A 24,431-nucleotide genomic window follows, 5' to 3' on the forward strand; every position below is an offset into this window, starting at 1 on the left:
CAAGTCAAAGGACTTTGGTGCGCCGACGGCTTAATCCGCCACCGGGCGATGGCCATACTACGCCCCATCCAAGCGATCGCTGAGCCGCGGGCCATAAGCTGCGGCAGCCAACGCACCGATCATCGTACGCATCAACCACCAGGAGCAGATCCATGAGTATTCCATCCTTTGGCCTCGGTACCTTCCGCCTGACCGGCCAGGCTGTCATCGATTCGGTGAAGTCCGCGTTGGCCCTGGGCTATCGCGTGATCGACACCGCGCAGATCTACGGTAACGAAGCCGATGTCGGCCAGGCGATCGCCGAAAGCGGCGTAGCCCGCAGCGAACTGTTCATCACCACCAAGATCTGGGTCGACAACTACGCCGCCGACAAGCTGGTTGCCAGCCTGCGCGACAGCGTGGCCAAGCTGCGTACCGACTATGTCGATCTGCTGCTGATCCATTGGCCGGCCCCAGGCAATGGCATCGAACTGGCCGAATACATGGAGGCCCTGCTCGAAGCCAAGAAGCTGGGCCTGACCCGCCAAATCGGTGTTTCCAACTTCAACATCGAACTGACCAAGCAAGCCATCGCCGTGGTCGGCAAAGAGCAGATCGCTACCAACCAGATCGAGCTCAGCCCCTACCTGCAAGGCAGCAAGCTCACTGCGTTCCTCAAGGAACAAGGGATCAGCGTCACCTCCTACATGACCCTGGCCTATGGCAAGGTACTCAAGGACCCGGTGCTGGCCGAGATCGCCGTCAAGCACAAGGCCACCGTGGCCCAAGTCGCCCTGGCCTGGGCCATGCAACTGGGCTACGCGGTGATCCCGTCGTCCACCAAGCCGGAGAACCTGGCCAGCAACCTGCTCGCCCGCAGCCTGCGCCTGGACGAGCAAGACATGGCGCGTATCGCCACCCTTGAACGCAATGGCCGCGAAGTCAGCCCTGACGGCCTGGCGCCAATCTGGGACTGATGCCATGACCACGCCCCTCGAACGCCTGACCGCCGGTGGTTTCAGCATCGGCCTGGAAGCACCGCTGGACCATGACTGGACCCCGGCCGGCGACCAGGCCCGGCGCCAAGCTGGCCGCCTGCCCGGCGAACCCGACCTCAAGCAGCATGCCTACCTGGCGCAACTGGCTGACCGCCTGGGCTTTCGCGCCCTGTGGATCCGCGACGTGCCGCTGTACGACCCGTCGTTCGGCGATGCTGCCCAGGTGTTCGAGGTGTTTTCCTACCTCGGCTACCTGGCCGGGGTCACCCGCGACATCCTGCTGGGTACTGCTGCCGTGGTCTTGCCGATCCGCGAGCCGTTGCTGACCCTGAAGTCGGCCAACAGCCTGCAACGCCTGAGCGGCAATCGCCTGCTGCTGGGCGTGGCCAGCGGTGACCGGCCGGTGGAGTACCCACTGTTCGGGCGGGATTTCGAGGGACGCGGCCATAACTTCCGCGAGCAGGTCGCCCTGCTCAAGGACGGCGCCAACGGCCACCTGCCCGAGGGCATGGCCGTGCTGCCAGCCAGTACCTCGCCCCTGCCCTTGCTGGTGGCGGGCCTGGCCCAGCAAAGCCCGGCCTGGATCGGCAACCACATGGATGGCTGCCTGGCCTACCCGGGCACCCCCGACGACCATCAGAGGCGCGTTGCCGACTGGCGCTCGGTGGCGGGCAACAAGCCCTACAGCAGCTTCATCCACCTGGACCTGGCCGAGCGTGCCGACGAACCCATGCGCCGCTGGCGCTTCGGTTTTCGTGGTGGTCGCAACGCGCTGATCGCCGAGCTCAATGCCCTGCGCGCAGCCGGTGTCGACCATGTCGGCCTGCATCTGCGACGCAACGTGCGACCACTGGACGAAACCCTGCGGGAGATCGCCGAGTACGTACTGCCACAATTTCATGCCACTGCTGCGACTGCATCACACCCACAACCGGAGGCCATTTCATGAGCAGTTCCCCCCAGATACCGGCCTTCGCGGGCCGCAGCTTCCAGGTCGCCTATGACGGCCTGGTGGCCCATAACATTTATGCAAGCGATGGCCTGAGCATTCGCTACGCCATCGTCTCCGGCCCCTACGCCGGTGCCAGCGGCGAAGCCGCGTGCCAATGGCGACAAATCGCCGATGGCGTCTACGTGATCTCCTGGCAAGAAACCGACGGCGCCACCGTGGTACATGTCGACGACTTCGCCCGTGGCCATTCCCAGGCCTTCTTCACCGCCAGCGACCTGAGCTTCTATCGCATGGAGGGCCCCTTGACCGCCCTCTCCAGCCAGGAGTACGCGCAATGAAACCCGGACGCGTTCTCTTCGCCCTGGCCATCGGGGCCTTCGGCATCGGCACCACCGAATTCACCCCCATGGGCCTGTTGCCGGTGATCGCCGAAGGCGTCGGTGCGAGCATTCCCAGCGCCGGCATGCTGGTCACCGCCTACGCCATCGGCGTGATGGTCGGCGCGCCGATCATGACCCTGTTGTTCAGCCGCTTCGGCAAGCGCGCGGCGCTGATGATGCTGATGGGCATCTTCACCATCGGCAACCTGCTCTCGGCCCTGGCACCGGACTACTACACCCTGCTGGCCTCGCGCCTGGTCACCAGCCTCAACCATGGCGCCTTCTTCGGCCTCGGTGCCGTGGTGGCGGCCAGCGTGGTCCCCAAGGAGAAACAGGCCAGTGCCGTGGCCACCATGTTCATGGGCCTGACCATTGCCAACATCGGCGGCGTGCCGGCGGCCACCTGGCTCGGCCAGCAGGTCGGCTGGCGCCTGGCCTTCGCCGGTACCGCGGTGCTGGGCCTGCTGGCCATCGCCGCGCTGTGGTACGCCTTGCCCAAGGGCGAGCGTGGCAGCGTGCCCCATGTCCGTCGTGAACTGGCAGTGATTGCCCGGCCCAACGTGCTGTTGGCCATGGCCACCACGGTGCTGGGCGCTGGCGCCATGTTCACTCTCTACACTTATGTCGCCCCGGTCCTGGCACAGCTGACCGGTGCCTCGGACAGCTTCGTCACCCTGGGCCTGGTGCTGATCGGGGTCGGCTTCACTCTGGGCAACAGCCTCGGCGGGCGCCTGGCCGATTGGTCGCTGGATGGTTCGGCGCGAATCTTCCTCGGCGTGCTGGCCGTGATCATGGTGCTGATGCCCCTGGTGCTGGGTAACCACATCACCGCGGCCCTGGCGCTGCTGGTGTGGGGCATGTTCACCTTCGCCGTGGTACCGCCACTGCAAATGCGCGTAATGATCGCCGCCGCCGAGGCCCCGGGCCTGGCCTCATCGATCAACGTGGGTGCCTTCAACCTGGGCAACGCAGTGGGCGCCGCCCTGGGCGGTGCAGTCATCAGCCAGGGCCTGGGTTACGCTGCGGTGCCCGTGGCCGGCGGCTTGCTGGCTGCCGCCGGGTTGTTGCTGGTATGGCTGGGCGGACGCCGCAAGGTCAGCGATGCCGCCGTCAGCGACGCGGCATAGCAACTGACCGGGGTGAAAACCCACTCCAGCCTCCGGGGGATGTACTCCGGTCGACATGAGGCGCCCAAACCTCATGGGCGCCTCGAAGACAGAACCCGGGGATTGACTGCGCAATACCGCGAGATTTGTGCCTGATCCTGCAAATGAGCACAGAAGCGGATCTCTCTACGGATAAGATCTGCGGGTCAGCTCAACAGGTCGTGATCAGCCATGAACACCAGCGCGCTCAAGGAAATTACCCAGCTCATCGCCCGCCATGCCGTCGACGAAGGGGCCAGCAGTACGGCCAACCCCAGTCTGGAAGTGGCGCGCCATACCACGCGCCAGACGGCGATCAGGTGCCCACAATCGCCGTTCTTTGGCATGGTGGTGCAAGGCCGCATGAGTATTCAGCTAGGAGAAACGATTCGGCACTTCGCCCAGGGCGACTATCTGTTCGTGTCATTCAGCGTCCCTGTGGCCTTCCACATCATCGAGGCCAGCGAAGACCAACCCTGCCTCGGGTTTGGCATGGCGATCACCCCGGAGCGCCTGCAAGAGGTGCTCGCCCGCATGGACATTCCGCCACATCCGGCGGCCACCCATGAGGCCTGCAGCGTAGTAGTGGATCGATTGAACCCTGAGCTGCTCGACGCGACGCTGCGCCTGCTGCGTCTGCTGGATGCTCCTGGCGATATCCAACCCCTGGCGCCCCTGATCGAGCAAGAGATCATCTACCGGCTCTTGTCCAGTCCCTACGGCTGTCGCTTGCTGCAACTGGCAGTGGCAGACAGCTCCACCAATGGCATCACCAAAGCCATCGACTGGCTGCGCAAGCACTACGTGCAACCCTTGCGCATACCGGAGCTGGCCGACCAGGCAGGAATGAGCGAATCCTCGCTGCATCACCACTTCAAGGCCATTACCGGCCTTACCCCAATGCAGTATCAAAAACAGTTCCGGCTGCACGAAGCGCGGCGGCTGATACAGATAGAACGCCATAACATCGGTAATGCAGGTTTTGCCGTTGGCTACCAGAGTCGCTCGCAGTTCACCCGTGAATACAGTCGATTCTATGGGGTGTCGCCATTGCAGCATCTCAAAGACCGCGAGGCATGACCGGGCTTCCCGGCAATACCGCACTCGCTCTGCAGCGGTGGCCGGGCTGCCCGAGCATCAAGGCCGGTTGAGCGCAGGTTGCGCCAACCGGCTTTGGAGCAGCGCTACACGTCGTCGGTGGTTGCCGTCCGCACGTGCTCCATGCTGCTCTGGCCATGCTGGATCAACTGGCGACCAGACAGCTTGCGCAGGCCAACATAGAACACTGGCGTCAGGAACAGACCGAACAGCGTGACGCCAATCATCCCGGCAAGCACCGTAATGCCAGTCACTGAGCGGACTTCCGCGCCGGCACCGTGGGAAAACACCAGTGGGATGGTACCGGCGATAAAGGCAACCGAGGTCATCACGATCGGCCGCAGGCGCAGGCGGCACGCCTCCAGGGCCGCCTCGACGATCTCCCGCCCCTGGAACTCCAGCTCCCGGGCGAACTCGACGATCAGGATCGCGTTCTTGCAGGCCAGCCCCATCAGCACCACAAGCCCGACCTGCACGAACGTATTGTTGTCACCACCGAGCAACTTCACGCCGAACAATGCCGAGAGCACGCACATCGGCACGATCAGGATCACTGCCAGCGGCAAGGTCCAGGACTCGTACAGCGCAGCAAGTACCAGGAAGGCCAGGAGAATCGCTACCGGAAACACGACCAACGCAGCCTTGCCCTGGGTGGACTCCTGGAAGCTCATGTCGCTCCACTCGAAGTCAAAACCATTGGGTAGTACCTTCCTGGCGACCTCGGAGATCTTCTCCATCGCCTGGGCCGAAGACAACCGCCCGGGATCGGCCTCGCCCGAGAAGTCCGCCGCCGGATAGCCGTTGTAGCGCAGCACCGGGTCGGGTCCGTAGGTCTGGCTGACCTTCACCATCGAAGCGATCGGCACCATTGCCCCCTGCTCGTTACGCGTCTTCAGGTTGCCGATGTCCTCGACGCGCTTGCGGTAGTCGCCCTCGGCCTGGGCGTATACACGCCAGGTACGACCGAACAAGTTGAAGTCGTTGACATAGCTGGAGCCCAGGTACACCTGCAGCGTCTGGAACAGGTCTGCCAGCGCCACGCCCTGGGTCTTGGCCTTGACGCGATCGACCTCGACATCGATCTGCGGCACGTTGGACTGATAGCCCGAGAACGGAAAGCCCATGCCCGCTTCCTTCATCAGCGCCCCTTGCAGCGCCCCGGTGGCTTGTTGCAAGGCGCCATAACCCTCGCCGGAGCGGTCCTGGATGAACAGCGAGTACCCCGCCCCGGTACCCAGGCCAAGAATGGGCGGCGGGTTGATCACGAAAGCCATGCCCTCCTGTACGCCATTCATCTTGGCCTGGATGTCGCCCATGATTTGCTTGGCGCTGCGTTGGCGCTCGTTGAAAGGCTTGAGGATCACGTAGGCCACCGCATAGTTCGGTGTGTTGGTCTGCTGGATCGGGTTGAAACCGGCAAACGTGAGTACATGGGCGACACCATCGATGGCCAGCGCCGCTCGTCCCAGTTCATTGATAACCGCATCCGAGCGGGTGATCGAGCTGCCCTCGGGGAGCTTCGCGATACCGACCAGGTAGAGCTTGTCCTGGGTCGGGATAAAGCCCCGGGGCACGTTATCGAACAACAGGCCCGTACTCGCCAATAACAGTCCATAAACCGCGAACGCCGCACCGCGCTGCCTGAGGATACGTGCCACGGCCCCTTGATACTTGTTCGAACTGGCGTCGAAAAAACGATTGAACGGTGCGAACAGCCACCCGAAGGCCCGGTCGATACCCCGTGAGAGCGCATCCTTGGGGGCATCGTGACCCTGCAGCAGCCTGGCCGCGAGCGCCGGTGACAGCGTCAGCGAGTTGATCGCGGAGATCACCGTGGAAATGGCAATCGTCACGGCGAACTGCTTATAGAAAGTCCCGGTGACACCGCTCAGGAATGCCATGGGTATGAATACCGCGCACAGGACCAGGGCGATCGCGACTATCGGCCCGGAGACCTCCTTCATCGCCTGGTGTGCGGCAGCCAGCGGCGTGAGACCTTCAGCGATATTGCGCTCGACGTTCTCGACCACAACGATCGCGTCGTCGACCACGATGCCAATGGCCAGCACGAGGCCGAACAAGGTCAACGTATTGATCGAGAACCCCAGCACATGCAACACCGCGAACGTACCCACCACCGACACCGGCACGGCTATGAGCGGAATGATCGAGGCTCGCCAGGTCTGCAGGAACAGGATTACCACCAGCACCACCAGCACAATGGCCTCGGCCAGGGTCTTGACCACGGCGTCGATGGCCTCGCGTACGAAAATCGTCGCATCATAGTCCGATCGGTAGTCCATGCCGGGAGGAAAGCTTTTCTTCAACTCCTCCATCTTGGCGATCACGTTGTTACGCACGTCCAGCAGATTGGCCCCCGGCGCCTGGAACACCCCGATCACCGGGGCCTCCTGGCCATCGAGCCGGGTGCGTAGGGTGTAGTCGCTGGCGCCGAGTTCGATACGCGAGACATCGGCCAGGCGTACGATCTCACCGTTCGAACCACTCTTGAGCACAATGTTGCCGAACTCATCGGGGGTGCGCAGGCGCCCCTGGGCATTGATCGCAATCAGGAAGTCACTGCCCCCGCGGACCGGTTCGGCACCGAGCTGGCCGGCCGAAACCTGCAGGTTCTGATCCTGTATCGCACGCAGGACATCGCCTGCGGTCATGTTTCGCGAAGCGACCTTATCCGGATCGAGCCAGACACGCATCGCGTAATCGCCGCTACCGAAGAAACGCACCTGGCCAACGCCCGGTATACGGGCGAGCTGGTCCTTGATCTTGATGTTGGCGTAGTTGCGCAGGTACAGGCCGTCGTAGCGTCCATCCGGAGCAACCGGGGTGATCATCAGGGCGAAGCTGGGTGACTGCTTTTGCGTGGTCACGCCAAGGGCGACCACTTGCGCAGGCAAGCGCGGTTGGGCCTGGGCCACCCGATTCTGCACGTCCACCTGGGCCTTGTTGGGGTCGGTGCCGGGTTCGAAGGTGATCGTCATCATCAAAACACCATCGGAGCCGGCCACCGACTTCATGTACATCATGTTCTCGACGCCATTGATCTGCTCTTCCAATGGCACCGCCACAGTCTCGGCGATCACCTTGGGGTTGGCACCGGGATAGGTGGCGGTGACGACCACCGTCGGCGGCACCACCTCGGGATACTCACTGACCGGTAGCAGGGGAATGGCGATGAGCCCCACCAGGGAAATGACGATGGAGAGCACCGCTGCGAAGATGGGTCGATCGATGAAAAACCTGGAAAAATTCATGGGCTGTCGTCCTCACTTCGCCGTGATCGAAGCGGGGGCGCCCATGGCCACCGTGCTGGCATCCACCGGTGCGCCGGGGAAGAAGATCTTTTGCAGGCCGGCGACGATGACCTTGTCCTCTGCTGTAAGCCCGGCCTGCACGATGCGCAGGCCGTCAGAAAAACCACCTAGGGTGACGTCCTTGCGCACGGCCTCGTTTTTCGTCCCCACTACATAGACGTACTTGCGATCCTGGTCAGTGAGGATTGCCTTGTCGTCGATCAGCATTGCGTTGAATTCAGCGCCGGCCTCAAGTTGCACCCGGGCATACAGCCCTGGAGTCAACAGACGCTCGGCATTGGGCACCACCGCGCGCAAAGTGATGGTGCCCGTGCCCGCGTCGACCTGGTTGTTGACGAAGTCCAGCACGCCGACGTGGGGAAAACCCGTCTCATTGGCAAGGCCGATACGCACCGGGTTGGCCGAGTTGCGTCGCTGGCCGGTGCGGGCCAGCGCCATGTAGCGCAGGTAGCTCTGCTCGTCCGGCTGGAAGTAGATATAGACCGGGTCCTGGGAGACCACGCTGGTCAATAGGCTCAGATCAGCCTGGACCAGGTTGCCGACCGTGAGCATGGCCCGGCCGACTCTCCCGGCGATGGGCGAGCGAACCTTGGTGAAGCCCAGGTCGAGCTGCGCCCTGGCCAATGCCGCCTCTGCTGCGCGTACATCCGCGGCGCCCTGGGTGGAGGCCGCGCGGCGGGTGTCGAACAACTCGCGTGAAATCGCATTGGCGGCCACCAGCACCTGGGCACGCTGCTCTTGCACCCGGGCAAGCTCTGCCGTTGCACGGGCTCGAGCGAGCTGTGCCAGCGCGTTGTCATAGGAGGCCTTGTACGGCCGCGGGTCGATCCCATAGAGCAGATCGCCAGGCTTGACCTCGTCACCCTCCTTGAACGCGATGCGCTCCACATACCCGCTGACCCGCGCCCGCACCTCGACCGCATCGGTGGCGGCGATGCGCCCACTGAACTCGTCCCACTGCCGCACCGGCTTGACCACGACCTGGGCCGCACTGACCTGGGCCGCCGCGGGGGCTAACGCTTGGCTGTTATCGTCGCTGCAGCCGGCAAGTGCAGCAGTGATGGAGGCGATGATAGCCAGGGAAGACCCCGGCCCCAATGAGATCCAATATCGCTTTAGCTCAGGCACAACCATCTCCTTTGATTGATTTCAGAGTGCATCTCGCCATGCGTTGGCTCAGCAGACTCAAGGTCTCTGCGAGGCGCACACGGGCGTTGAAATCGAAAGAGGGAATGAAAAATAAGTTGCACAGGACGCAACTTGCACGATCCGAAAGCCTGGCTGCTGGCTTCAGCTGGCCTGCTTTGACTTCCGGCATGTGCACGATGCCATCCAGGTCCTGGAGGGCGTTACATTGATCCCACGAGAGCCGTGCCTGATCCTGCAAGCGGATGCAGGCGCACGCTTAGCGCCAATGGCGCGGGCCGGACGAAGGCAAGGCAGCCTTCATCCTGAGCGAGCATGGGTGAATTGGCTTGGAGGGCCGGCCCGGGCACAGGTGCCGCCCGGATCCGCAGGTTTTGCATTCAGGCCACTCAATGCCCGATAGCGCTGGCTGGCGAAGCGCCCAGCCGGGTGATGTAGTCGACCAGGGCCTGGCGCTCGCTGTCCTGGCGAACCTGCAGGGAAATCCCGCGCATCCAGATACCCAGTGTCCCGGCATGTTCTTCGCTGCCACGGGTGCCCTGGGCATAGTGCTCGAGCTGGCGGTGCAGGTACGCGCCGTCGAGAATATTCAGCCTGGGCGTCTTGAGGTGGGCAAAGCCCTGGGCCTGTGGGCCATGGCAGCTCGCGCAGGTTCCCTGGTACAGCTCCCGGCCCTGGGTGACGTCTGCAGCGCTGGATGCTCCGGGCGAGGTGAACGCCAGTCCAGAGTAGTACGTGGCCAGGCTGGCAAAGGCGCTATCGTCCAGGCTCGCCACCACTGCGCGCATCTGCGCCCCATGGCGGTCGTTAGCGTCATAGCCACGACGCCCCGCCTTGAAATCCCTGAGTTGCACCAGCAGGTATTCGGCCTGCTGGCCCGCCAGGCGTGGTGCCCCCACCAGGGCGTTGCCCTCGCCCTGGGCGCCATGGCAGGCCGTGCAGGTCTCGACTTGAGGTGGTGTAGCGGCCTGGGCATTGCACAGCGCCGCAAGCAGGAGTAGCCCGGCGCAGAGGCTTGTCTTCATCGATTCAGGTTCCGTGTTGTTGTTCTTGCTGGGCGATCCGCTGCAACAGCCGGTTGCGGACCTGCTCGACATCAGCCGGCACGGTTCGCCTCCAGGCCTGTACCTCGGCCTCGGTGTATGGCTTGAAATCATCGGGCAATTGAGCGGCACTGAAACGCGCCAGCATCCAGTTCAAGACACCGGCCAGGGCCTGATCGGACAGGCCCGAAAGCGCGGAACCCGGCACCTGTACCAGATACTCCCGCCCCCCCGGGACCTGAAGGAACTTGCCCAATTGCCCGGGGAAACCCGGGACCTGGCGCTGCGGATTACCCTCGCCCCCCGGCAAGTGGCAACCCTGGCAGTTGAGCATGTAGTCCAACTGTTCCTGCCCGGTAGCCTGGGCCGTAGCCGCCAGCAACAGGCCCGCCCAACCTGCGCAACAGGCCAACAGCCTGGCCCGGCCGCTGGCCATCACGGCTCCTTGACCCCGATCACCACCGACAGTGAGCAGTGATAAGGCATGTCCGCGTGGCTTCCCGAGCACCAGTTCAGGTCGTTGGAACTCTGTGGCCGATACAGCGGGGTATCGCCCTGGTCGCGCTGGCATACGCAGCGCCCACAGCTGCTCTTGCCACAGCAGTCGTTGTAGGAGATCACATAGTCCCGACCGTCTGCCGGATTGCGGCACGTGCCGATCCAGGTGATATCCGAGCGCACGGTGCCGGGCGGGCAACTATTGACCGTGCCGCCGCAACACCCGCAAAGAAAACCGTCGATGGCGCAATAACGCCAATAGTCGCAGCTGTTCGGGTCACCCGATTCCACCAGGCCCGAGCCCTCCTGGGCAAAGGCGCCACTGCGAAACACTGGCAGCAGGGTGGTCGCTCCGACACCGATCATCAACGTGCCCAGACCACCGAGAAAACCTCGCCGAGAACTGCCACGGGCGACTCGCCGGGAGAACATCTCGGCCGCGTCGTCGAACCACTTGATCGCCATGCTCAGTGCACCTCTTTGTAAAGGGCGTCATTCGGCGCGTTGAGTGCCGCCTGGTAGGCCTGGATCGAGGCATGCCCCAGGTCCTGGGCCTCCAGCAAACTTTCCAGGTGCTCGCGGGAATTGATCAGGCCATGGGCCGCTACCGCTCCGCTGGCGTCGATCAACACGCCGTAGGGCAACTTGCTGATCTGGTAGGCCAGCCCCACTTCCTGGGAGAGCACGTAGGGAAATGACCACAGTTGCTGGGCTTCGATGAAGGCTCGATGAGACAGCAGGTCGCCATCGCTGGCCAGGACAATCCGCAGCCTGGCCCGCTCGTGCTGGGCCATGGACTTGAGCACCGGCAGCAGGGTCTTGCAGACCGGGCAAGTCTCGGAGAGAAAAAACAGCAGGGTCGACTGCCCCGCCGTGCTGGCCCCGCCGAGGTTGACCGAACCACCGGTCAGGCTGGGCAAGGTGAAACGTGGCGCGACCTCACCGGCCTTGATCGCCTTGCCCAGGGACAAGGCGCCCACGGGCCTGATCCTTTCATGCAGCACCCCTACCTGGCGGGCCAGGGCCCATACCGCGAGCACCAGGGCCAGGGTCATCAGCCAGGAAAACACATTGGAAATCATCAGCGCCTGGGTCATGTTCATCACAACTCCTTCAACAAGGCGTGGTTGGAAAGCAGCAGGTGCGCCAACAGGTAAAGCGCCGAGCCCACCATAAGCACCAGGACCAGGACCAGGGCGTCGAACCAGGACAGCGGCCTGGCATCCATCGGCAGCAGCAGGTTCAGCGCCAGCAGGATCAACAGCAGGTTGCGCCAGACTAGCGCCCGGCTCGGCGGTTGAGCGGTGGCTCCAAAGTGGCAGCCACAGTCTTGGATCGACCCACCGCGCTTCAGGCTGGCGGCCAGTACCAGGGCGTAAAGGACTAGCAAGGCAAGCGCCGGGAGCGCACCGGCGGGCAGCCAGGGGCTGCACAGCAATCCGGCGGCGGCCAGCAGTTCCATCGGCGGCAGCAGACGCTGCACGACGCGACGCAGGCCAGGCCCCAGCCAGCGCCCCAGCCCCTTGGCATAGCCCTCGAGTACCAGGACGAACCCCTGGGGATGGCGCAGTTTCTGCAACCCACTCGTCGCCAGCAGCAGCGCCAGGGCATAGGCACTGGCCATATGCACCAACGGGTCTTGCAGGTACGTGGTGATCACCATGGCGTCACCACATTCATGAAGCCGAGCGGAATGTCATCGACACTGCGCAGATGCTGGCCACTGTCGGCGTCATAAAGGTTGATGTTCTGGCGCAGCAGCGGATTGAGCCCCGCATCGCCTGCGGTGAAATAGACCCAGAGCGTGAACAGCTTCGGCAGCGGCACCACCCAGTCCAGGCTGTACAGCCGCGGATGTGGCCCCTGGCTGACCCCAATGGCGGTGCTCTGCTCCTTGAGCTCGATCCGCGCCAACCGCTGGTGGCTGCGTACGTCGTAGACCCACACCTCGCTGCCGGGCTTCTGGTAGTTCTCGGGCGTGTCCTTGTGCATCAGGACGAACAGCCGGCCGCTGTCAGCGTGCAACGCCGTGCCGTGATTGCCCGCGATGCTCCAGCCGTCAGCACGTTCTGCGTCGCTGACCAGCGACCATTGATCGGCCAGCGTCACACCCTGGGCATCCATGCGCAGGCTGTAGCCATTGTTTTTCTGCGAAACGAAGAACCAGTTGTCGCCCCTGCGCCAGCCGGTGGTCAGCAACAGGTCCTTGAGAGGGTCGAACACCGACGCGGTTCGCTCCTGCAGGACGACATGCCCCTGCTCATCGAGACGCAAGTGGAAGAATCCACCATTGCCGCAAATGGCATGAAAATCCCGGGGGCCAGCCGGATAGATAGAGGCGCAACCGGGGATCGCCACCTCCTCCACGAATCGTCGGTTCTCCAGGTCGACGATGGAGATCGACTGGGCCGGCGTGAAGTTCAGGACCAGCAAAAAACGCTCGTCATCGGACAGTACGCTCAAGCCCGTGGAGATCAGCGCGGTCATGCGCTTGGGCGGGATCGGGATCTCGAACTTGGGGCTCAGGGTCCGGGCATCGTAGACACTGACCACATCCGAGCGCTGGCCGCGCACGCCCCGGCTGAAGTAGATCTCGGTGGCATACAGCTCGTCGCGCCGGGTCGACATCACCAGGCCATTGGACCAGGTTCCAGTGCTCAAGAGGCCCAGGCTGCGGCCGTTGTCATCGAAGAGATAGGCCCGGCCATCGGCCATGTTCGGGGCGTTGCTGCCCCAGATCCAGAACCAGTTCTGGCCGCGGTGGTCCCCCAGGACCTCGACCCCGGCTAGCTCTGGAACGAACTCGGCGGTAGCCGTGGAAGCGATGGCCGTGAGCGAAACGGCACACAACAAGTAGCGCAATGAACGCATCAGCATAAGAGAAAGATTCCGTGGCGCCGGCCCTTGGTGGGCGATCTGTTTTGCCGGAGTCTATCGATGGCGATCGGGCGGCGACTTGACTGGCGATGACAGCCGTCTTGCCATCCGGCGCCAGTCTCGCAACGCACTACACTTTCAAGGCTGCGGGCACATCCTTCGGCCAAGGTCGCGCCCAGAAGCGGGACTTGACTTGCCTCGCAGATCGCTGTGCAGTGTGGCGCACAAGAACAAGGGGGCGACATGACGGTAACCCGCAAGACCAAGAATTTCCCGGCGCAACCTGCTCCCCGACCTCCCACCCAGGCCTTGTCCGTACGCACCGTATGGTCCGAGAATTTCTTCCGCCGCTTCAGATCGGTATTCGCACCTCATCTTGCAGCACTGGGGATCGACACCCGTCTGTTGGAGCAGGCCGATGTGGAAATACCCGGCGAGCACTACATCGCACTCTGGGAAGCCGCAGGAGGAGACAATCCCAACATTGGCATCGAGCTGGGCAGCCAGACCGAAGCCGATGACTTCGGCGCCCTGGGCCATGCCCTGCATTGCGCTACCAGCGTCGAGATGGTCTTGCGGACCCTGCAGCGCTTCATCGTGGTCTTCGCCCAGGAGTCGATGATCGACTTCGAGTTCGATGTGCGCCCGGCGTATGTCGAGTACCGGGTCAATGCCCCCACGATCCTCTATCGCCGCCAGGACTCGGAATTCGCCATTGCCTCGATCCTGCGCCAGCTGAGCCTGATCACCGGAGCCTGCATCAAGCCGGTACGGGTGGACTTCGAGCACGACAAGCCCGCCGACACCTCGATGCACAAGCGCGTCTTCCAGTGCCCGGTGCATTTTCGCCAGGCCTCGAACCGCATTTACTTCACCGGCGATACCCTTCAGTTGCCGGTGGTCAGTGGCAACGAGCGCCTGTACCAGGCCCTGGTGCCTTATCTGGAGCGGGAACGCCAGAGCCGCAGCATCGGCGATGAGATCCTGCCCCAGGTCACGCACATGATCGCCGCGGGAATGAGCAGCGGCGCCCTGTCGCTGGTAGACATCAGCCAACAACTGGGGCTTAACCGACGGACCTTGCAACGTCGCCTGAAGGACCATGGCATCGAGTTCTCGTCGCTGATCGAAGACGTACGCCGGGAGCTGGCCCTGGCCTACATGAAGGGCTCGGACTACTCGGTGACGGAAATCTCGCTGCTGGTGGGGTATGCCGAGTCCAGCTCCTTCACCCGGGCCTTTCGTCGTTGGACCGGCCACTCCCCCCAGCAGTACCGCTCCAACTGCCAGCGCTCGTGACTCCCCGCCCCTGACGCGTTCGGCCGGCAAGACTGGCACCCCCGGACAATCCAGCGGCCAGGCAGGCCGCTACCCTCGACCACACCTTTGGTAGCCGGCACTCGGCCGCCCGGCAGTGCTGTCTGCGGGCGCCTGCCGATTCCGGTCGCCGACGGCCATGGCGCACCCCCTTGCACCGCCAATCGCTGCGCCGTCACCTTCGACAACGAGAACAAGAACATGACATTCGAGCGAGACTTGCGCCTGGAACACCGTTCCTTCTGGCAGCACGAGCATGGCCCATACTCAGCCAATCCCCCGCTGAGCGAGAACCTGGACGTCGACATCGCGGTGATCGGTGGCGGCTTCACCGGGCTCAATACGGCCTGGCAGTTCAAGCAGGACAATCCCAATGCCCGTGTGGTGGTGCTTGAGGCGGCCGTCATCGGCTTTGGCGCCAGTGGCCGCAATGCGGGTTTCAGCACCAAGCTGTTCGGCCTGGAACCGGAGTTGGTGCTCTTGCGCTGGGGCAAGCAGAAGATGATCGATGCCCATCGCTACCTGCAACTGGCGGTGGCACATACCCGGCAATTGATCCAGACGCAAGCACTGGATTGCGATTATCGCCACACCGGCCTGATGCGCATCAGCTACTCGCCACAACAGTCGGTGCGCATGGGCAAGACCTACCAGCTGTTCCAGCAACTGGGCCTCGACGGGGACATGCACTGGCAGGAACAGGTCCAGGTTCGCCAACAGTTCAACTCCCCGCGCTTTGGCGTCGGCATCCATGAGTCCGATACTGGCTACCTGAACCCCTGCAAACAGGTGCGGGCACTCAAGGCCCTGGCGGAGTCGGCCGGGGTCGAAGTCTACGAAATGACCGCCGTGACCCAAGTCGAAAGAACCGCGGCGGCCATCCTGGTCCACACTTTGGGCGGCAGGATCAAGGCCGACAAGGTGGTCCTGGCTACCAACGCTTATTCGCGCGAGCTTCCCAGGCCGGATGGGCTCAGGGAGCGCCAATATCCGCTCTGGACCTATCAAGTCGTCACCGAACCCTTGAGTGACGAGCAATGGCAAGAGATTGGCTGGCGACAACGCGAGGCCTTCGGTGACAACCGGCAGATGCTGCACTACTTCAGGCCGACGACCGATGGGCGGATCGTCATGGGCGGCGGTGATGTGTTGCCCCAGAAGGGCCTGGCCCGGGAAGAAACGCCCTCGCCCGCGACCTGGCAGCACTGCGAAGCCCACCTGAAGTGGATCTACCCGCAATTGGCGAACACCCGGATCGACTATCGCTGGGGAGGACCGGTGTCGGTGAACCTGGACATGGTGCCCGAGATCAGTTTCATCGGCGATGAGCGCATCATCTACTCGGGTGGCTGTTTCGGGCACGGCGTGGCCCTGACCCACCTCAATGGCCGCACCATCGCCGACCTGCTCAACGGGCGCAAAACCGAATTGAGCGAGTTCTGGATCGTCAACCGCAAGTCGTTGCCGATGAACAGCGACACCTTGTCATTCTGGGGTGGCAAGGCTGCACGCCAGGCCCTCAAGGCCTGGGATTGGTGGGAAGAACGCCGTCTCGAAGCCTGACCGTATGGCGGGTGAGGATTGACGGCGCCGAGGCGACCTTGATAATGCGACCAAATAGTCGCATTATTTTCAAGATCGCCATGACTCATGACCGTACCGCCTGACTACAGGGACTACGCCGCGAACAGGTTCTGGTGGCGGCCATCCATATAGCAGGGAAACGTCATGGCGTGCATCGGACGCTATCTGTTTACCCTCAACCCCAATCACATTCAGGCCTGCAATATCATGCTCAACGACACCGCTTCAAAATGCCCTTCTACGATGGGCTTTTTTTTGCAAAATAATGAGACGGAGTGCTCCGTTAATTTAATGAAAACTCTTTTCAAGGGCGGTCGCCTGTTGTTGCTGGTGGCCGGCGCCTTGCTGGTCGGCGGGTGTGGCAGCCCGCCCGTAATACGCTCAGGCCAGGCCTTGAGCTACCAGGGCCTGCAAAAGACCGGCGAACGCGGCATGGGCATTACCCCCAATGCCGCTCACCACGGCCAGTACGTCCAGGTGCTGGTCAAGCCGATACAGATAACCTCCGCGGTCGCGAGGGACACCTCGCCTGAGGTTTCGCTTGAAGTGGACAGGGCGCTGCAACAACGCCTGGAGGCCGAGTTGAGCCGTCACTTCATGCTCTCCCCGCGCGCCAATGGCAGCAACACGCTGGTGGTCAGGGTACGAGTGATGCGGATTGCCGAAGCCTGGCCGGTGATCAATGCCCTGGCCACGCCACTGCTGGGACCGGTGAAGAACGGCGGGCTGTCAATCGAAGTCGAGGCGCTCGATGCCCGTACCGGCCGCCAGGAGGCCCTGCTGTTGTTGGCCGACGACGCCGGCTTCTTCGACATCCTCGATAGCTACCAGCGCGCGGCCCATGCCAAGGCCCTGGCACAGGAGTTCGCCACTGAAACCGCGACGTTCCTGGCCCCACTGGGACATGTCAGGCGATGAAACAACGCCTGCGAGACCCGTCGCACGCCACTGCAGTCATTGAAGAAGAGAGATGAGCATGTCTGGAAACCCATTGGGCTTCAGGAAAAAACTTGGCCTGTCGTTACTGGCGGTGGTGTTGCTTTACTGGATTGCCCTGCCTATCTTGCCGTTCCTCGATATTCCCCAAAAGACCCTGGTGATCTCTGTATTGGCAATAGGCGGCGAGTTGCTGACCCTGCTGGTGATCGCCATTCTCGGCCAGGAATACTGGGCACAGATCAAGCAATGGTGCAGGCAGCAGTTTGAGTGGGCCATGCGCAAATTCAAACGTGGTGAGTGAGAACATGACACAGGCAAGTGCCCTGAGCGCACGTGAGGTCTGCCAGCGGTTGCGCGATGCTGCCCTTGGCATCCACCTATTGCAACGAATCGAGGTGGCAAATGCCGGCGACCAGGTCCTGGTGGACATCGCCGGCTGGTGCCTGCTCCTGGACCTCGATGGCCCACGCCTGCTGCACTGCCTGTGCTGCACCACGGTCGAAGGACGGCAATGGCGGCTCGATAACCGCCAGCGCTTCGGTACAGACCCAGTCAGTTTGCTCAGCACCTGGGAGCTGGCCCGGATCGAGCAACTGCTCGGCACTACAATCTGAGCCTCGCGCCGACGCCTGCCGGGGCGCGCCAGCGAACTACAGGCAGTCCTGGGCGGTTCGCTCGAAAGCCGATGGAGTAAAGCTCGAGGCCAGCAAATGGCGCTCGTAGAGGAATACCTTTCCACCACCCTGCGCCTTGTAGGCTTCCAGCACGTTATTGGCCGCTACTTTGCTGACGACCACGATCCGATAGCTGCGCTGGGTCTGGGAGACCACCGGGACCAGTGCCTGCTCCTTCAGTTTTGGCACCACACAATCGGCATATTCGGTGGGAGTCTTCTTGGTCTGCATGACCAGTGTCGGATCGTTCGGTGCCGAAGCACAGCCGGCCAGCATCAGGGAAACAAGGGTCAAGGCAGCAACGGGTGAAGCACGCATCGGTGAAATCCTGGAATAAAATCTGGTTCGTTGCGCAACGGTTCGGCGTCACGGCGCTGCCGTTGCGTTCATTAATGGACTCCAGAAGCCGACTCTTTGGCCAGCCTCTGCGACGGCGCGCATTTTCCACTGTCGGTCGGCAAATCAGAATATGCGTTTTTTGATTGTTACTATCACTTGAACCGATAGTTGTGCCGCGTGCAGACTGCCAGGCAGTCCGATTACAACTAAAAAAGGAATTGCTCGTGCGAACTTTCGACCTTATCCGTGACGCTGTCCTGCCAGAATTTCGTGAGCGGGTAGCCGATTACCTGATCGACTATGAAACCGCCCTGGCCGACCCGGCCACCGACCCGCAGGTACGCCGTGAAGTGGCCTATCAGTTGCGCGGCTATCTTCGCGGGTTGAACACCACACGGGTACTGGGCATGGCGGATTGGGAAGAACTCGACCGCCGGGTGATGGCCTCATGGCTGGCCCCGCAATGAGCGGCGCCAGGCCATAGCCGGATCGAAGCCTAGGACTTGCTCGCCGCAAGGTAGCCGGCCAAGCGCTGCGCCATTTGCGCACCAAGGGCCTGGAGCCCGCTCATGGGCCGCACCATCACCTCGAACTCGACGATCTTGCCCTGCTCATCGAAGCGAATCATATCGATGCCCTTGAGCTGCCTGTCGCCTACCCTGGCGCTGAACTCCAGCACCACATTCAGGCCATCGGCCGTGGCCAGTTCGCGGTGATAGGCGAAATCCTCGAAGACCTCGAGCACAGTCCCCAGGATGGTCGCCACCACCGGGGCCCCGGGATAGGCCGTATGAGCCATCGGTGAGCGAAACACTACAGCGGCATCCAACAGTTCAGGCAAGTCGCCAAGATCCCGCCGCTCGATCATCGCGTGCCAGCGCTGCAGGGAAACTTGGGCCTTGGGGTGCAGTTTCAATTCCGACATCGGGTTCTCCTCTCAAGCATCGGTGATGCTACTCAGGTTCCGTCGCCCAGCTTGCCAGGGGACGGCGTAGTGGCTCAGTTGCCAGGCCGGCAACCGCGCGCTGCGACCCAGGGCTGGCGCAACACGGTCGCCACCTCCTCGGCCCAGATTCCATAAGCCAGAGCCCCAGGATGAAAACCATCCACGGCCAGCATGTCGTCGTGCAGTGGTAGCTCGCCGGCTACCAGGGTTACCCCGGGCTGCGCTTGGCTCCACTGGCCAAGCAACTGGTTGAAGCGTTGCGCCCTGCTCCCCAGGTACCAGCGCAAAGGTTGCGGCAGGGAAGCAAAGGCATGCATCGGTGGCACGCAGGACAGCAAGACCCGGGCGGCTGCGAACTTTTTGCGCAGCAACGCCACCAAGCGAGCCACACAGCTCATCCAAGCCCTGGCACCGATACCGCCGGTGACATCATTGACACCGACGCAAACCAGTACGGCGTCGAAATCCTCGGTATCGCTGTCTTCGATTCTTTGCAGCAATGCCGGGGTATCGAGCCCGGATTGGGCAAGCAGGCGCCAAGACAGGGTGAAGTGCCCGGACAGGCGCGCTGCCAATTGGCCAGACAGGGCGTCGGCCTGGTGCATCACCCCCACTCCGGCGGCGGCCGAATCCCCTATGATCAACAACCGCAGCAAGGGGCCGGCACCACAGGCGCCGGATCGTTCGCCAGCAGGTTCTGCAAGCCGTGGAGTGACCCTGCGCACATAGCGCCCCTGGGCCAGCAGCAACGGCGCCAGGAGCAATCCGGACAGGCTTTGCAACATGATTGACGAGCCCCATGCAAGAGATGGGATGCAGGCTAAGGTGCAATCTTATCAGCGTCAAGATTAATCACCGTGGTAGGATTTCGCGCTTTGCAGGCCCCTTCAGGCCATACCGGCGAACTTCCCATGACCAAGAACTCCCCACGCTCGCGCGACTCCTACCACGTGGGCAACCTGGCACCGCAGCTCCTGGCTGCCGCCCGGGCAATGCTGGAGGAAGTGGGACCGACCCGGCTTTCATTAAGAGCGGTTTCCGAACGCGTGGGCGTCAGTGCCACTGCCGCCTATCATCACTACGCCAATCGTGCCCAGCTGGTCGGCAGCCTCGCAGCCGAAGGGTTTCGTGAATTGGCAGCGGTACTGGTGTTCAACGACAGCACCGTCGACGGTACGCAGAAACTGCGCAACGCCTGCCTGAGCTACTTCGGTTTCGCTCGACGCAATCCGGCGCTGTACCAATTGATGTTCGGCCCCGAGTTCGCCACCGGCGAAATGCTCCCCGAGCTGTCCATCGCCCGAGAACAGGCCTTCGGCGAGTTGCGGCGCATCATCGCCGAGTTACTGCACCTGCAGGTGGACGAGCCACAGGTGCGGCGAGCGGCCCTCGCCGGCTGGTCCTACACTCACGGCCTGGCCTCCCTGGTTATCCAGGGTGTCCTGGATTTCCCTGAAGGCACCACCGATGAACGCTTCGTGGACAGCACCCTGCAAGGTTTCCAGCAGTTGTTTCAGGCCGGTCACCCGGGTTGAAGCCATCGGGTGGCGATGAAGGTGCTCCTGGAACCAACGTCTGGAACGCGACTTGAGTGGCGGTTTTCCTCATCCAATCGCTGATTGGCGTTGAAGCCATCGACTATTTCTGCACAATGCGTGCATTTCACAACTGACACGAGGTCCACTGATGCTCTTGACCCCTCAAGACGAACGACTCATCAAGGCGCTGGCCCAGGCCATCGTCGACCGTCCGCGGGCGACCCTCAAGGAGCTGGCGGAACTCGCCGGAGTGAGCAAGGCCACCCTGCACCGCTTCTGCGGCACGCGCGACAAGCTGCTGCAGATGATGGAAGACCACGGCCAAGGCGTACTCAATCGCATCATCGACAGCACCGACCTGCAACATGACGAGCCCGTAGCCGCCCTGCGCTCGCTGGTCAGCGAGCACCTGGCCCATCGCGAAATGCTGGTGTTCCTGCTGTTCCAGTACCGTCCCGACACCATGCTCAACGACGGCGAAGACGAACGCTGGCAGTTCTATACCGATGCCCTGGATGCGTTCTTCCTGCGAGGCCAGCAGTTAGGAGTGTTCCGCATCGATATCACCGCCCAGGTCTTCACCGAGTTGTTCCTCACCCTGATCTTCGGCATTGTCGATGCCGAGCGCCGTGGCCGCGCGGCCAGCGCCAATTCGGCCAATGTGGTGGAACAGATGTTCCTCCATGGCGCCATTGCCACCACCAAGCCTGCCTGACGGGCTGTCCTCCCCCATTCCAGTGCATTGCCGGCACACAAAAAAGCCCCGCGGTCCGAAGGCCGACGGGGCAAATTGGCTGGTTGCGGCCAACCAAAGGAGCTGGACCGGCAAATCCATCCGTACCTTGACCTACGGCAGAGCAACGCGGCCAGGGCACTTCGTGCTGTTTGGGCTTGGGAGGGTGTCAGCGCCGTCCCTGCACACGGATTACCGATGAAATATCCGGAAAAGTCCGAACTGGCGACAAGATACTTCGCAGCCGCCAATGAGTCAACATTGACTCAATTGATCCATTTGCAACCTTGTATGCCGGCGCAGTCCTGCTCCTTTTCCTGTCAATCCAACTCCCTGCCAGCCGTTTCAGGTGCCAACTTCAACCCCGCCAGGGACAGCACGATAGCGGCGAACATGTACCAGGCCGGGGCATTCGGACTGCCAGTGAGGCTGACCAGTGCGGCAGCGAACAACTGGGTGAACCCTCCAAAGACCGCCACGCCGATGCAGTAGGCGATGGACATTCCACTGACCCTGATCCGGGCCGGAAACAATTCAGGCAAGAGCGCCATGTTAGGGACGATGGTGTAGGTCAAGGGGATGCTCAGCACTGTCACGATCGCCAGCAGCATCAGGATATTCGGATACAGATTGACCAACAGGAACGCCGGGTAGATGGCGATCAGCAGGATGGGCAGTGGCCAGAAGATCGACTTGCGTCGCCCGATGCGGTCACTCAACCGCCCCGCATGGGCGGACAGCAGCAACGGTGGCAGGCAAGCGAAGATAGCCGCCCAGGTCGCCACAGCCAGGGGCATGTGCAAGACACTGATCGCATGGTTCGCCAGGTAGAACTGAATGGTATAGATAGGCACGGTGGCACCGGTCACGAGCAGCACTCCGGCCACTATCTGCCGCGGGTGGCGCAACAGCAGCTTGAGTTGGCGTTCGTCCTCCGGCTCCTGGCGTACCAATTTGCGGTGCACTTCGGTCTCCGGCAGCCGGTGGCGGATGTACTCGCTGATGGGAATCGCCAGGATGCCGACGGCAAATACCAGTCGCCAGCCCCAGCTATCCATGGCCTCGGCGCTCAACAGACTGCTCAGGCTCATCACCAGCACCCCGCCGAAGGCGATGCCCAGGCTTTGGCTGAACGTCTGCCAGCTGCAGTAGTAGCCCCGGGAATCCTTATCCGCATACTCCATCAGCATCGTCGTGGAGCTACCAATCTGCCCGCCTACAGCAAACCCCTGGACCAGACGTGCCAGGATGATCACCGCCGGCCCAAGCAGCCCGGCCTGGGCGTAGGTAGGGGCCAGGGTGAACAACAGCGAGCCGCTCGCCATCAACCACAAGGTCAGGCGCAACGCCGCTTTGCGCCCCACACGGTCGGCGTACAGGCCGATCAGCAAACCGCCTAGCGGGCGCATGACGAAGCCGGTGCCAAACACCGCCAGCGACAGCATCAAGGGGATCAGCGAGTGATCGCCAAATGGAAAGAACAGCCGGGCCATCAGCGTTGCCAGCATGCTGTAGACCAGGAAGTCGTAGAACTCCAGGGCATTGCCCAGGCAGATCGCGGCAATCGCCCGGTGATGCTTGGGCCGGGGCGACTCAGTTGCCGCATCGAGCAGGGTCGTGGTGGTCGTTGTTTTTGTTGTTGTCATCAACGGTTCCTCTCAGGCGTTCGATTCAGGCCAGAAAACGCTCGGCCAGGCGTACCCAGAAGCTGGCGCCCAGGGGCAAGATCTGATCGTTGAAGTCATATTCCGGGTGATGCACTTCGCAACTGCCCGCGCCGTCGCCATTGCCGATCAACAGGTAGCAGCCGGGCACACGCTCCAGCCAGTAGGCAAAGTCATCGCTGGCACAAATCGGTTGCAGGCCCTGCACCAATGCGTTTTCGCCAAGCCAGTCGCGAATCACCCCGGCGGCCAGCGAACTGGCCTGCTGGTCGTTGACCAGGACCGGATACCCCTCACCGAAGATCACCCGTGCCTTGGCGCCGAAGCTGCCGGCGTGCAGTTCGGCCAGGCTCTGGATTCGCGCCCGGAGCATCTGCCGGACCTCAGGTCGCAAGGCCCGCACGCTCAGGCGCAACTCGGCCTGCTGGGGGATGACGTTGGCGGCATCGCCCGCCAGGAATGCACCAACGGTCACGATGGCCATGTCACTGGGCGGTACATTGCGCGACACCAGGCTTTGCAGGGCCATGACCAGTGAGGAACCGATCACCACCGGGTCCACGCTCTTATGCGGCATGGCACCATGACCGCCAACACCTTCGATGAAAATGACGATGTTGTCGGTAGACGCCATGCATGGGCCGGCCAGCACCCCGAACTGGCCAACCGGCATGCCTGGCGAATTGTGCAGCGCGAAAATCCCATCGCAGGGAAACAGCTCGAAGACGTTCTCCTCCAGCATGCGCTTGGCGCCAGAGCCTCCATGTCCTTCCTCTGCCGGTTGGAAGAACAGATGCAGGGTGCCGCGCCAGCAGCGATTGCGAGCCAGCTCACAAGCAGCGGCCAGGAGCATCGCGATGTGCCCATCATGCCCGCAGGCATGCATCTTGCCGGGTGTGCGGCTGCGCCATGGATGTTCGCCCTGCTCGGTTATCGGCAACGCATCGAGCTCTGCCCGCAGCCCCAGGCTAGGGCCATGGCCATTGTGCAAGCTAGCCACCACGGCGGTCTCGGCCAGTTCCAGATGGACCTCGTAGCCCCACTTGCGTAGAAGCTCGACCACCCGCTCACGGGTAAGGAACTCTTCATGTCCCAACTCCGGCTGGGCATGCAGTGCCCGTCGCAACTCGATCATTGCCGGAGTGATTTCAGCGATTCCGGGACTTATCCGGGTTTCATGCATGGTGTCGTGTCCTGAAGGTCTATGTGACGTGCAGCGCATGGACCGACCCCGGTCCATTGACCTAAC

At 62.6% G+C, this 24,431-nt stretch carries 26 protein-coding genes; 13 read left to right on the forward strand and 13 right to left on the reverse strand.

What is annotated here, in order from left to right; translation table 11 throughout:
* The first annotated feature begins 152 nt into the window (after positions 1–152).
* From dkgB to ATY02_RS16440, 5 genes are all read left to right on the forward strand, one after another.
* Positions 153–956 carry a 2,5-didehydrogluconate reductase DkgB gene (gene dkgB / locus ATY02_RS16420; protein ID WP_068576157.1) on the forward strand — a complete coding sequence of 268 codons (804 nt, stop codon included), beginning with the start codon at positions 153–155 and terminating at the stop codon, positions 954–956.
* 4 nt (positions 957–960) lie between these two features.
* Positions 961–1,926, forward strand: coding sequence for a TIGR03571 family LLM class oxidoreductase (locus ATY02_RS16425; protein ID WP_068576192.1), 966 nt, complete (start codon positions 961–963; stop codon positions 1,924–1,926).
* On the forward strand, positions 1,923–2,267 hold the full coding sequence (locus ATY02_RS16430; protein ID WP_068576155.1) for a MoaF-related domain-containing protein: 345 nt from the start codon (positions 1,923–1,925) through the stop codon (positions 2,265–2,267). Before ATY02_RS16425 ends, ATY02_RS16430 begins: the two co-directional genes overlap by 4 nt.
* Entirely contained in the window at positions 2,264–3,436 is a 1,173-nt protein-coding gene (locus ATY02_RS16435) for an MFS transporter (RefSeq protein WP_068576153.1), read from the forward strand. Before ATY02_RS16430 ends, ATY02_RS16435 begins: the two co-directional genes overlap by 4 nt.
* 210 nt (positions 3,437–3,646) lie before the next feature.
* Positions 3,647–4,534 (forward strand): AraC family transcriptional regulator, encoded by an 888-nt coding sequence (locus ATY02_RS16440; protein WP_068576152.1) that lies wholly within the window; start codon positions 3,647–3,649, stop codon positions 4,532–4,534.
* A gap of 104 nt (positions 4,535–4,638) precedes the next feature.
* Here the strand turns inward: ATY02_RS16440 and ATY02_RS16445 are convergent, their stop codons facing one another.
* From ATY02_RS16445 to ATY02_RS16480, 8 genes are all read right to left on the reverse strand, one after another.
* Positions 4,639–7,824 (reverse strand): efflux RND transporter permease subunit, encoded by a 3,186-nt coding sequence (locus ATY02_RS16445; RefSeq protein ID WP_068576150.1) that lies wholly within the window; start codon positions 7,822–7,824, stop codon positions 4,639–4,641.
* A gap of 12 nt (positions 7,825–7,836) precedes the next feature.
* Positions 7,837–9,012, reverse strand: a complete 1,176-nt coding sequence (locus ATY02_RS16450; RefSeq protein WP_228022301.1) for an efflux RND transporter periplasmic adaptor subunit — start codon at positions 9,010–9,012, stop codon at positions 7,837–7,839.
* A 407-nt stretch (positions 9,013–9,419) separates the two neighbouring features.
* A complete protein-coding gene (locus ATY02_RS16455; RefSeq protein ID WP_068576146.1) occupies positions 9,420–10,055 on the reverse strand; it encodes a c-type cytochrome in 636 nt (211 codons plus the stop codon).
* 4 nt (positions 10,056–10,059) lie between these two features.
* On the reverse strand, positions 10,060–10,509 hold the full coding sequence (locus tag ATY02_RS16460) for a hypothetical protein (protein ID WP_068576144.1): 450 nt from the start codon (positions 10,507–10,509) through the stop codon (positions 10,060–10,062).
* Complete coding sequence (locus ATY02_RS16465; protein WP_416220684.1) at positions 10,509–11,030, reverse strand: methylamine dehydrogenase light chain; 522 nt, start codon at positions 11,028–11,030, stop codon at positions 10,509–10,511. The genes ATY02_RS16460 and ATY02_RS16465 overlap by 1 nt, the downstream gene beginning before the upstream one ends.
* A gap of 8 nt (positions 11,031–11,038) precedes the next feature.
* Positions 11,039–11,674, reverse strand: a complete 636-nt coding sequence (gene mauD / locus ATY02_RS16470) for a methylamine dehydrogenase accessory protein MauD (RefSeq protein WP_228022302.1) — start codon at positions 11,672–11,674, stop codon at positions 11,039–11,041.
* Positions 11,674–12,234, reverse strand: coding sequence for a MauE/DoxX family redox-associated membrane protein (locus tag ATY02_RS16475; RefSeq protein WP_068576140.1), 561 nt, complete (start codon positions 12,232–12,234; stop codon positions 11,674–11,676). The genes mauD and ATY02_RS16475 overlap by 1 nt, the downstream gene beginning before the upstream one ends.
* Positions 12,228–13,448 (reverse strand): amine dehydrogenase large subunit, encoded by a 1,221-nt coding sequence (locus ATY02_RS16480; protein ID WP_068576138.1) that lies wholly within the window; start codon positions 13,446–13,448, stop codon positions 12,228–12,230. The genes ATY02_RS16475 and ATY02_RS16480 overlap by 7 nt, the downstream gene beginning before the upstream one ends.
* Before the next feature lie 243 nt (positions 13,449–13,691).
* Here ATY02_RS16480 and ATY02_RS16485 point away from each other — a divergent pair, with 243 nt between their 5' ends.
* From ATY02_RS16485 to ATY02_RS16505, 5 genes are all read left to right on the forward strand, one after another.
* Positions 13,692–14,747 carry an AraC family transcriptional regulator gene (locus tag ATY02_RS16485; RefSeq protein ID WP_083236046.1) on the forward strand — a complete coding sequence of 352 codons (1,056 nt, stop codon included), beginning with the start codon at positions 13,692–13,694 and terminating at the stop codon, positions 14,745–14,747.
* A gap of 219 nt (positions 14,748–14,966) precedes the next feature.
* The gene (locus tag ATY02_RS16490) at positions 14,967–16,328 is read left to right on the forward strand and encodes an NAD(P)/FAD-dependent oxidoreductase (RefSeq protein WP_068576186.1); all 1,362 of its coding nucleotides are present in this window, start codon (positions 14,967–14,969) and stop codon (positions 16,326–16,328) included.
* Between the two features lie 312 nt (positions 16,329–16,640).
* The gene (locus ATY02_RS16495; protein ID WP_068576136.1) at positions 16,641–17,267 is read left to right on the forward strand and encodes a DUF3313 family protein; all 627 of its coding nucleotides are present in this window, start codon (positions 16,641–16,643) and stop codon (positions 17,265–17,267) included.
* A 73-nt stretch (positions 17,268–17,340) separates the two neighbouring features.
* The gene (locus ATY02_RS16500; protein WP_228022303.1) at positions 17,341–17,589 is read left to right on the forward strand and encodes a transporter suffix domain-containing protein; all 249 of its coding nucleotides are present in this window, start codon (positions 17,341–17,343) and stop codon (positions 17,587–17,589) included.
* Between the two features lie 4 nt (positions 17,590–17,593).
* The gene (locus tag ATY02_RS16505; RefSeq protein ID WP_068576133.1) at positions 17,594–17,902 is read left to right on the forward strand and encodes a hypothetical protein; all 309 of its coding nucleotides are present in this window, start codon (positions 17,594–17,596) and stop codon (positions 17,900–17,902) included.
* A 36-nt stretch (positions 17,903–17,938) separates the two neighbouring features.
* Here the strand turns inward: ATY02_RS16505 and ATY02_RS16510 are convergent, their stop codons facing one another.
* Positions 17,939–18,280 carry a hypothetical protein gene (locus ATY02_RS16510; RefSeq protein ID WP_068576131.1) on the reverse strand — a complete coding sequence of 114 codons (342 nt, stop codon included), beginning with the start codon at positions 18,278–18,280 and terminating at the stop codon, positions 17,939–17,941.
* 245 nt (positions 18,281–18,525) lie between these two features.
* Here ATY02_RS16510 and ATY02_RS16515 point away from each other — a divergent pair, with 245 nt between their 5' ends.
* On the forward strand, positions 18,526–18,768 hold the full coding sequence (locus tag ATY02_RS16515) for a hypothetical protein (protein ID WP_068576129.1): 243 nt from the start codon (positions 18,526–18,528) through the stop codon (positions 18,766–18,768).
* Between the two features lie 29 nt (positions 18,769–18,797).
* Here the strand turns inward: ATY02_RS16515 and ATY02_RS16520 are convergent, their stop codons facing one another.
* Entirely contained in the window at positions 18,798–19,226 is a 429-nt protein-coding gene (locus tag ATY02_RS16520) for a nuclear transport factor 2 family protein (RefSeq protein WP_068576127.1), read from the reverse strand.
* A 74-nt stretch (positions 19,227–19,300) separates the two neighbouring features.
* Positions 19,301–20,032 (reverse strand): SGNH/GDSL hydrolase family protein, encoded by a 732-nt coding sequence (locus ATY02_RS16525; protein ID WP_068576125.1) that lies wholly within the window; start codon positions 20,030–20,032, stop codon positions 19,301–19,303.
* 126 nt (positions 20,033–20,158) lie between these two features.
* Here ATY02_RS16525 and ATY02_RS16530 point away from each other — a divergent pair, with 126 nt between their 5' ends.
* Together ATY02_RS16530 and ATY02_RS16535 are read left to right on the forward strand one after the other, a co-directional pair.
* The gene (locus ATY02_RS16530) at positions 20,159–20,782 is read left to right on the forward strand and encodes a TetR/AcrR family transcriptional regulator (RefSeq protein ID WP_068576182.1); all 624 of its coding nucleotides are present in this window, start codon (positions 20,159–20,161) and stop codon (positions 20,780–20,782) included.
* Between the two features lie 151 nt (positions 20,783–20,933).
* On the forward strand, positions 20,934–21,500 hold the full coding sequence (locus ATY02_RS16535) for a transcriptional regulator (protein WP_068576123.1): 567 nt from the start codon (positions 20,934–20,936) through the stop codon (positions 21,498–21,500).
* A 338-nt stretch (positions 21,501–21,838) separates the two neighbouring features.
* Here ATY02_RS16535 and ATY02_RS16540 read toward each other — a convergent pair whose 3' ends face one another.
* On the reverse strand, positions 21,839–23,164 hold the full coding sequence (locus ATY02_RS16540) for an MFS transporter (RefSeq protein ID WP_068576121.1): 1,326 nt from the start codon (positions 23,162–23,164) through the stop codon (positions 21,839–21,841).
* A gap of 25 nt (positions 23,165–23,189) precedes the next feature.
* Positions 23,190–24,365 carry a M20 aminoacylase family protein gene (locus tag ATY02_RS16545; RefSeq protein ID WP_068576119.1) on the reverse strand — a complete coding sequence of 392 codons (1,176 nt, stop codon included), beginning with the start codon at positions 24,363–24,365 and terminating at the stop codon, positions 23,190–23,192.
* Positions 24,366–24,431: the final 66 nt, after the last annotated feature.

The organism is Pseudomonas sp. BIOMIG1BAC (assembly GCF_001705995.2).
In the GTDB taxonomy this organism is placed as follows: domain Bacteria; phylum Pseudomonadota; class Gammaproteobacteria; order Pseudomonadales; family Pseudomonadaceae; genus Aquipseudomonas; species Aquipseudomonas sessilinigenes.

Bases quoted from the DNA above. Each gene is read 5' to 3' on its own strand.
- dkgB (WP_068576157.1), top strand. From the start codon at position 153: ATGAGTATTCCATCCTTTGGCCTCGGTACCTTCCGCCTGACCGGCCAG.
- ATY02_RS16425 (WP_068576192.1), top strand. From the start codon at position 961: ATGACCACGCCCCTCGAACGCCTGACCGCCGGTGGTTTCAGCATCGGC.
- ATY02_RS16430 (WP_068576155.1), top strand. From the start codon at position 1,923: ATGAGCAGTTCCCCCCAGATACCGGCCTTCGCGGGCCGCAGCTTCCAG.
- ATY02_RS16435 (WP_068576153.1), top strand. From the start codon at position 2,264: ATGAAACCCGGACGCGTTCTCTTCGCCCTGGCCATCGGGGCCTTCGGC.
- ATY02_RS16440 (WP_068576152.1), top strand. From the start codon at position 3,647: ATGAACACCAGCGCGCTCAAGGAAATTACCCAGCTCATCGCCCGCCAT.
- ATY02_RS16445 (WP_068576150.1), bottom strand. From the start codon at position 7,824: ATGAATTTTTCCAGGTTTTTCATCGATCGACCCATCTTCGCAGCGGTG.
- ATY02_RS16455 (WP_068576146.1), bottom strand. From the start codon at position 10,055: ATGAAGACAAGCCTCTGCGCCGGGCTACTCCTGCTTGCGGCGCTGTGC.
- ATY02_RS16460 (WP_068576144.1), bottom strand. From the start codon at position 10,509: ATGGCCAGCGGCCGGGCCAGGCTGTTGGCCTGTTGCGCAGGTTGGGCG.
- mauD (WP_228022302.1), bottom strand. From the start codon at position 11,674: ATGAACATGACCCAGGCGCTGATGATTTCCAATGTGTTTTCCTGGCTG.
- ATY02_RS16475 (WP_068576140.1), bottom strand. From the start codon at position 12,234: ATGGTGATCACCACGTACCTGCAAGACCCGTTGGTGCATATGGCCAGT.
- ATY02_RS16480 (WP_068576138.1), bottom strand. From the start codon at position 13,448: ATGCTGATGCGTTCATTGCGCTACTTGTTGTGTGCCGTTTCGCTCACG.
- ATY02_RS16485 (WP_083236046.1), top strand. From the start codon at position 13,692: ATGACGGTAACCCGCAAGACCAAGAATTTCCCGGCGCAACCTGCTCCC.
- ATY02_RS16490 (WP_068576186.1), top strand. From the start codon at position 14,967: ATGACATTCGAGCGAGACTTGCGCCTGGAACACCGTTCCTTCTGGCAG.
- ATY02_RS16495 (WP_068576136.1), top strand. From the start codon at position 16,641: ATGAAAACTCTTTTCAAGGGCGGTCGCCTGTTGTTGCTGGTGGCCGGC.
- ATY02_RS16505 (WP_068576133.1), top strand. From the start codon at position 17,594: ATGACACAGGCAAGTGCCCTGAGCGCACGTGAGGTCTGCCAGCGGTTG.
- ATY02_RS16510 (WP_068576131.1), bottom strand. From the start codon at position 18,280: ATGCGTGCTTCACCCGTTGCTGCCTTGACCCTTGTTTCCCTGATGCTG.
- ATY02_RS16520 (WP_068576127.1), bottom strand. From the start codon at position 19,226: ATGTCGGAATTGAAACTGCACCCCAAGGCCCAAGTTTCCCTGCAGCGC.
- ATY02_RS16525 (WP_068576125.1), bottom strand. From the start codon at position 20,032: ATGTTGCAAAGCCTGTCCGGATTGCTCCTGGCGCCGTTGCTGCTGGCC.
- ATY02_RS16530 (WP_068576182.1), top strand. From the start codon at position 20,159: ATGACCAAGAACTCCCCACGCTCGCGCGACTCCTACCACGTGGGCAAC.
- ATY02_RS16535 (WP_068576123.1), top strand. From the start codon at position 20,934: ATGCTCTTGACCCCTCAAGACGAACGACTCATCAAGGCGCTGGCCCAG.
- ATY02_RS16540 (WP_068576121.1), bottom strand. From the start codon at position 23,164: ATGACAACAACAAAAACAACGACCACCACGACCCTGCTCGATGCGGCA.
- ATY02_RS16545 (WP_068576119.1), bottom strand. From the start codon at position 24,365: ATGCATGAAACCCGGATAAGTCCCGGAATCGCTGAAATCACTCCGGCA.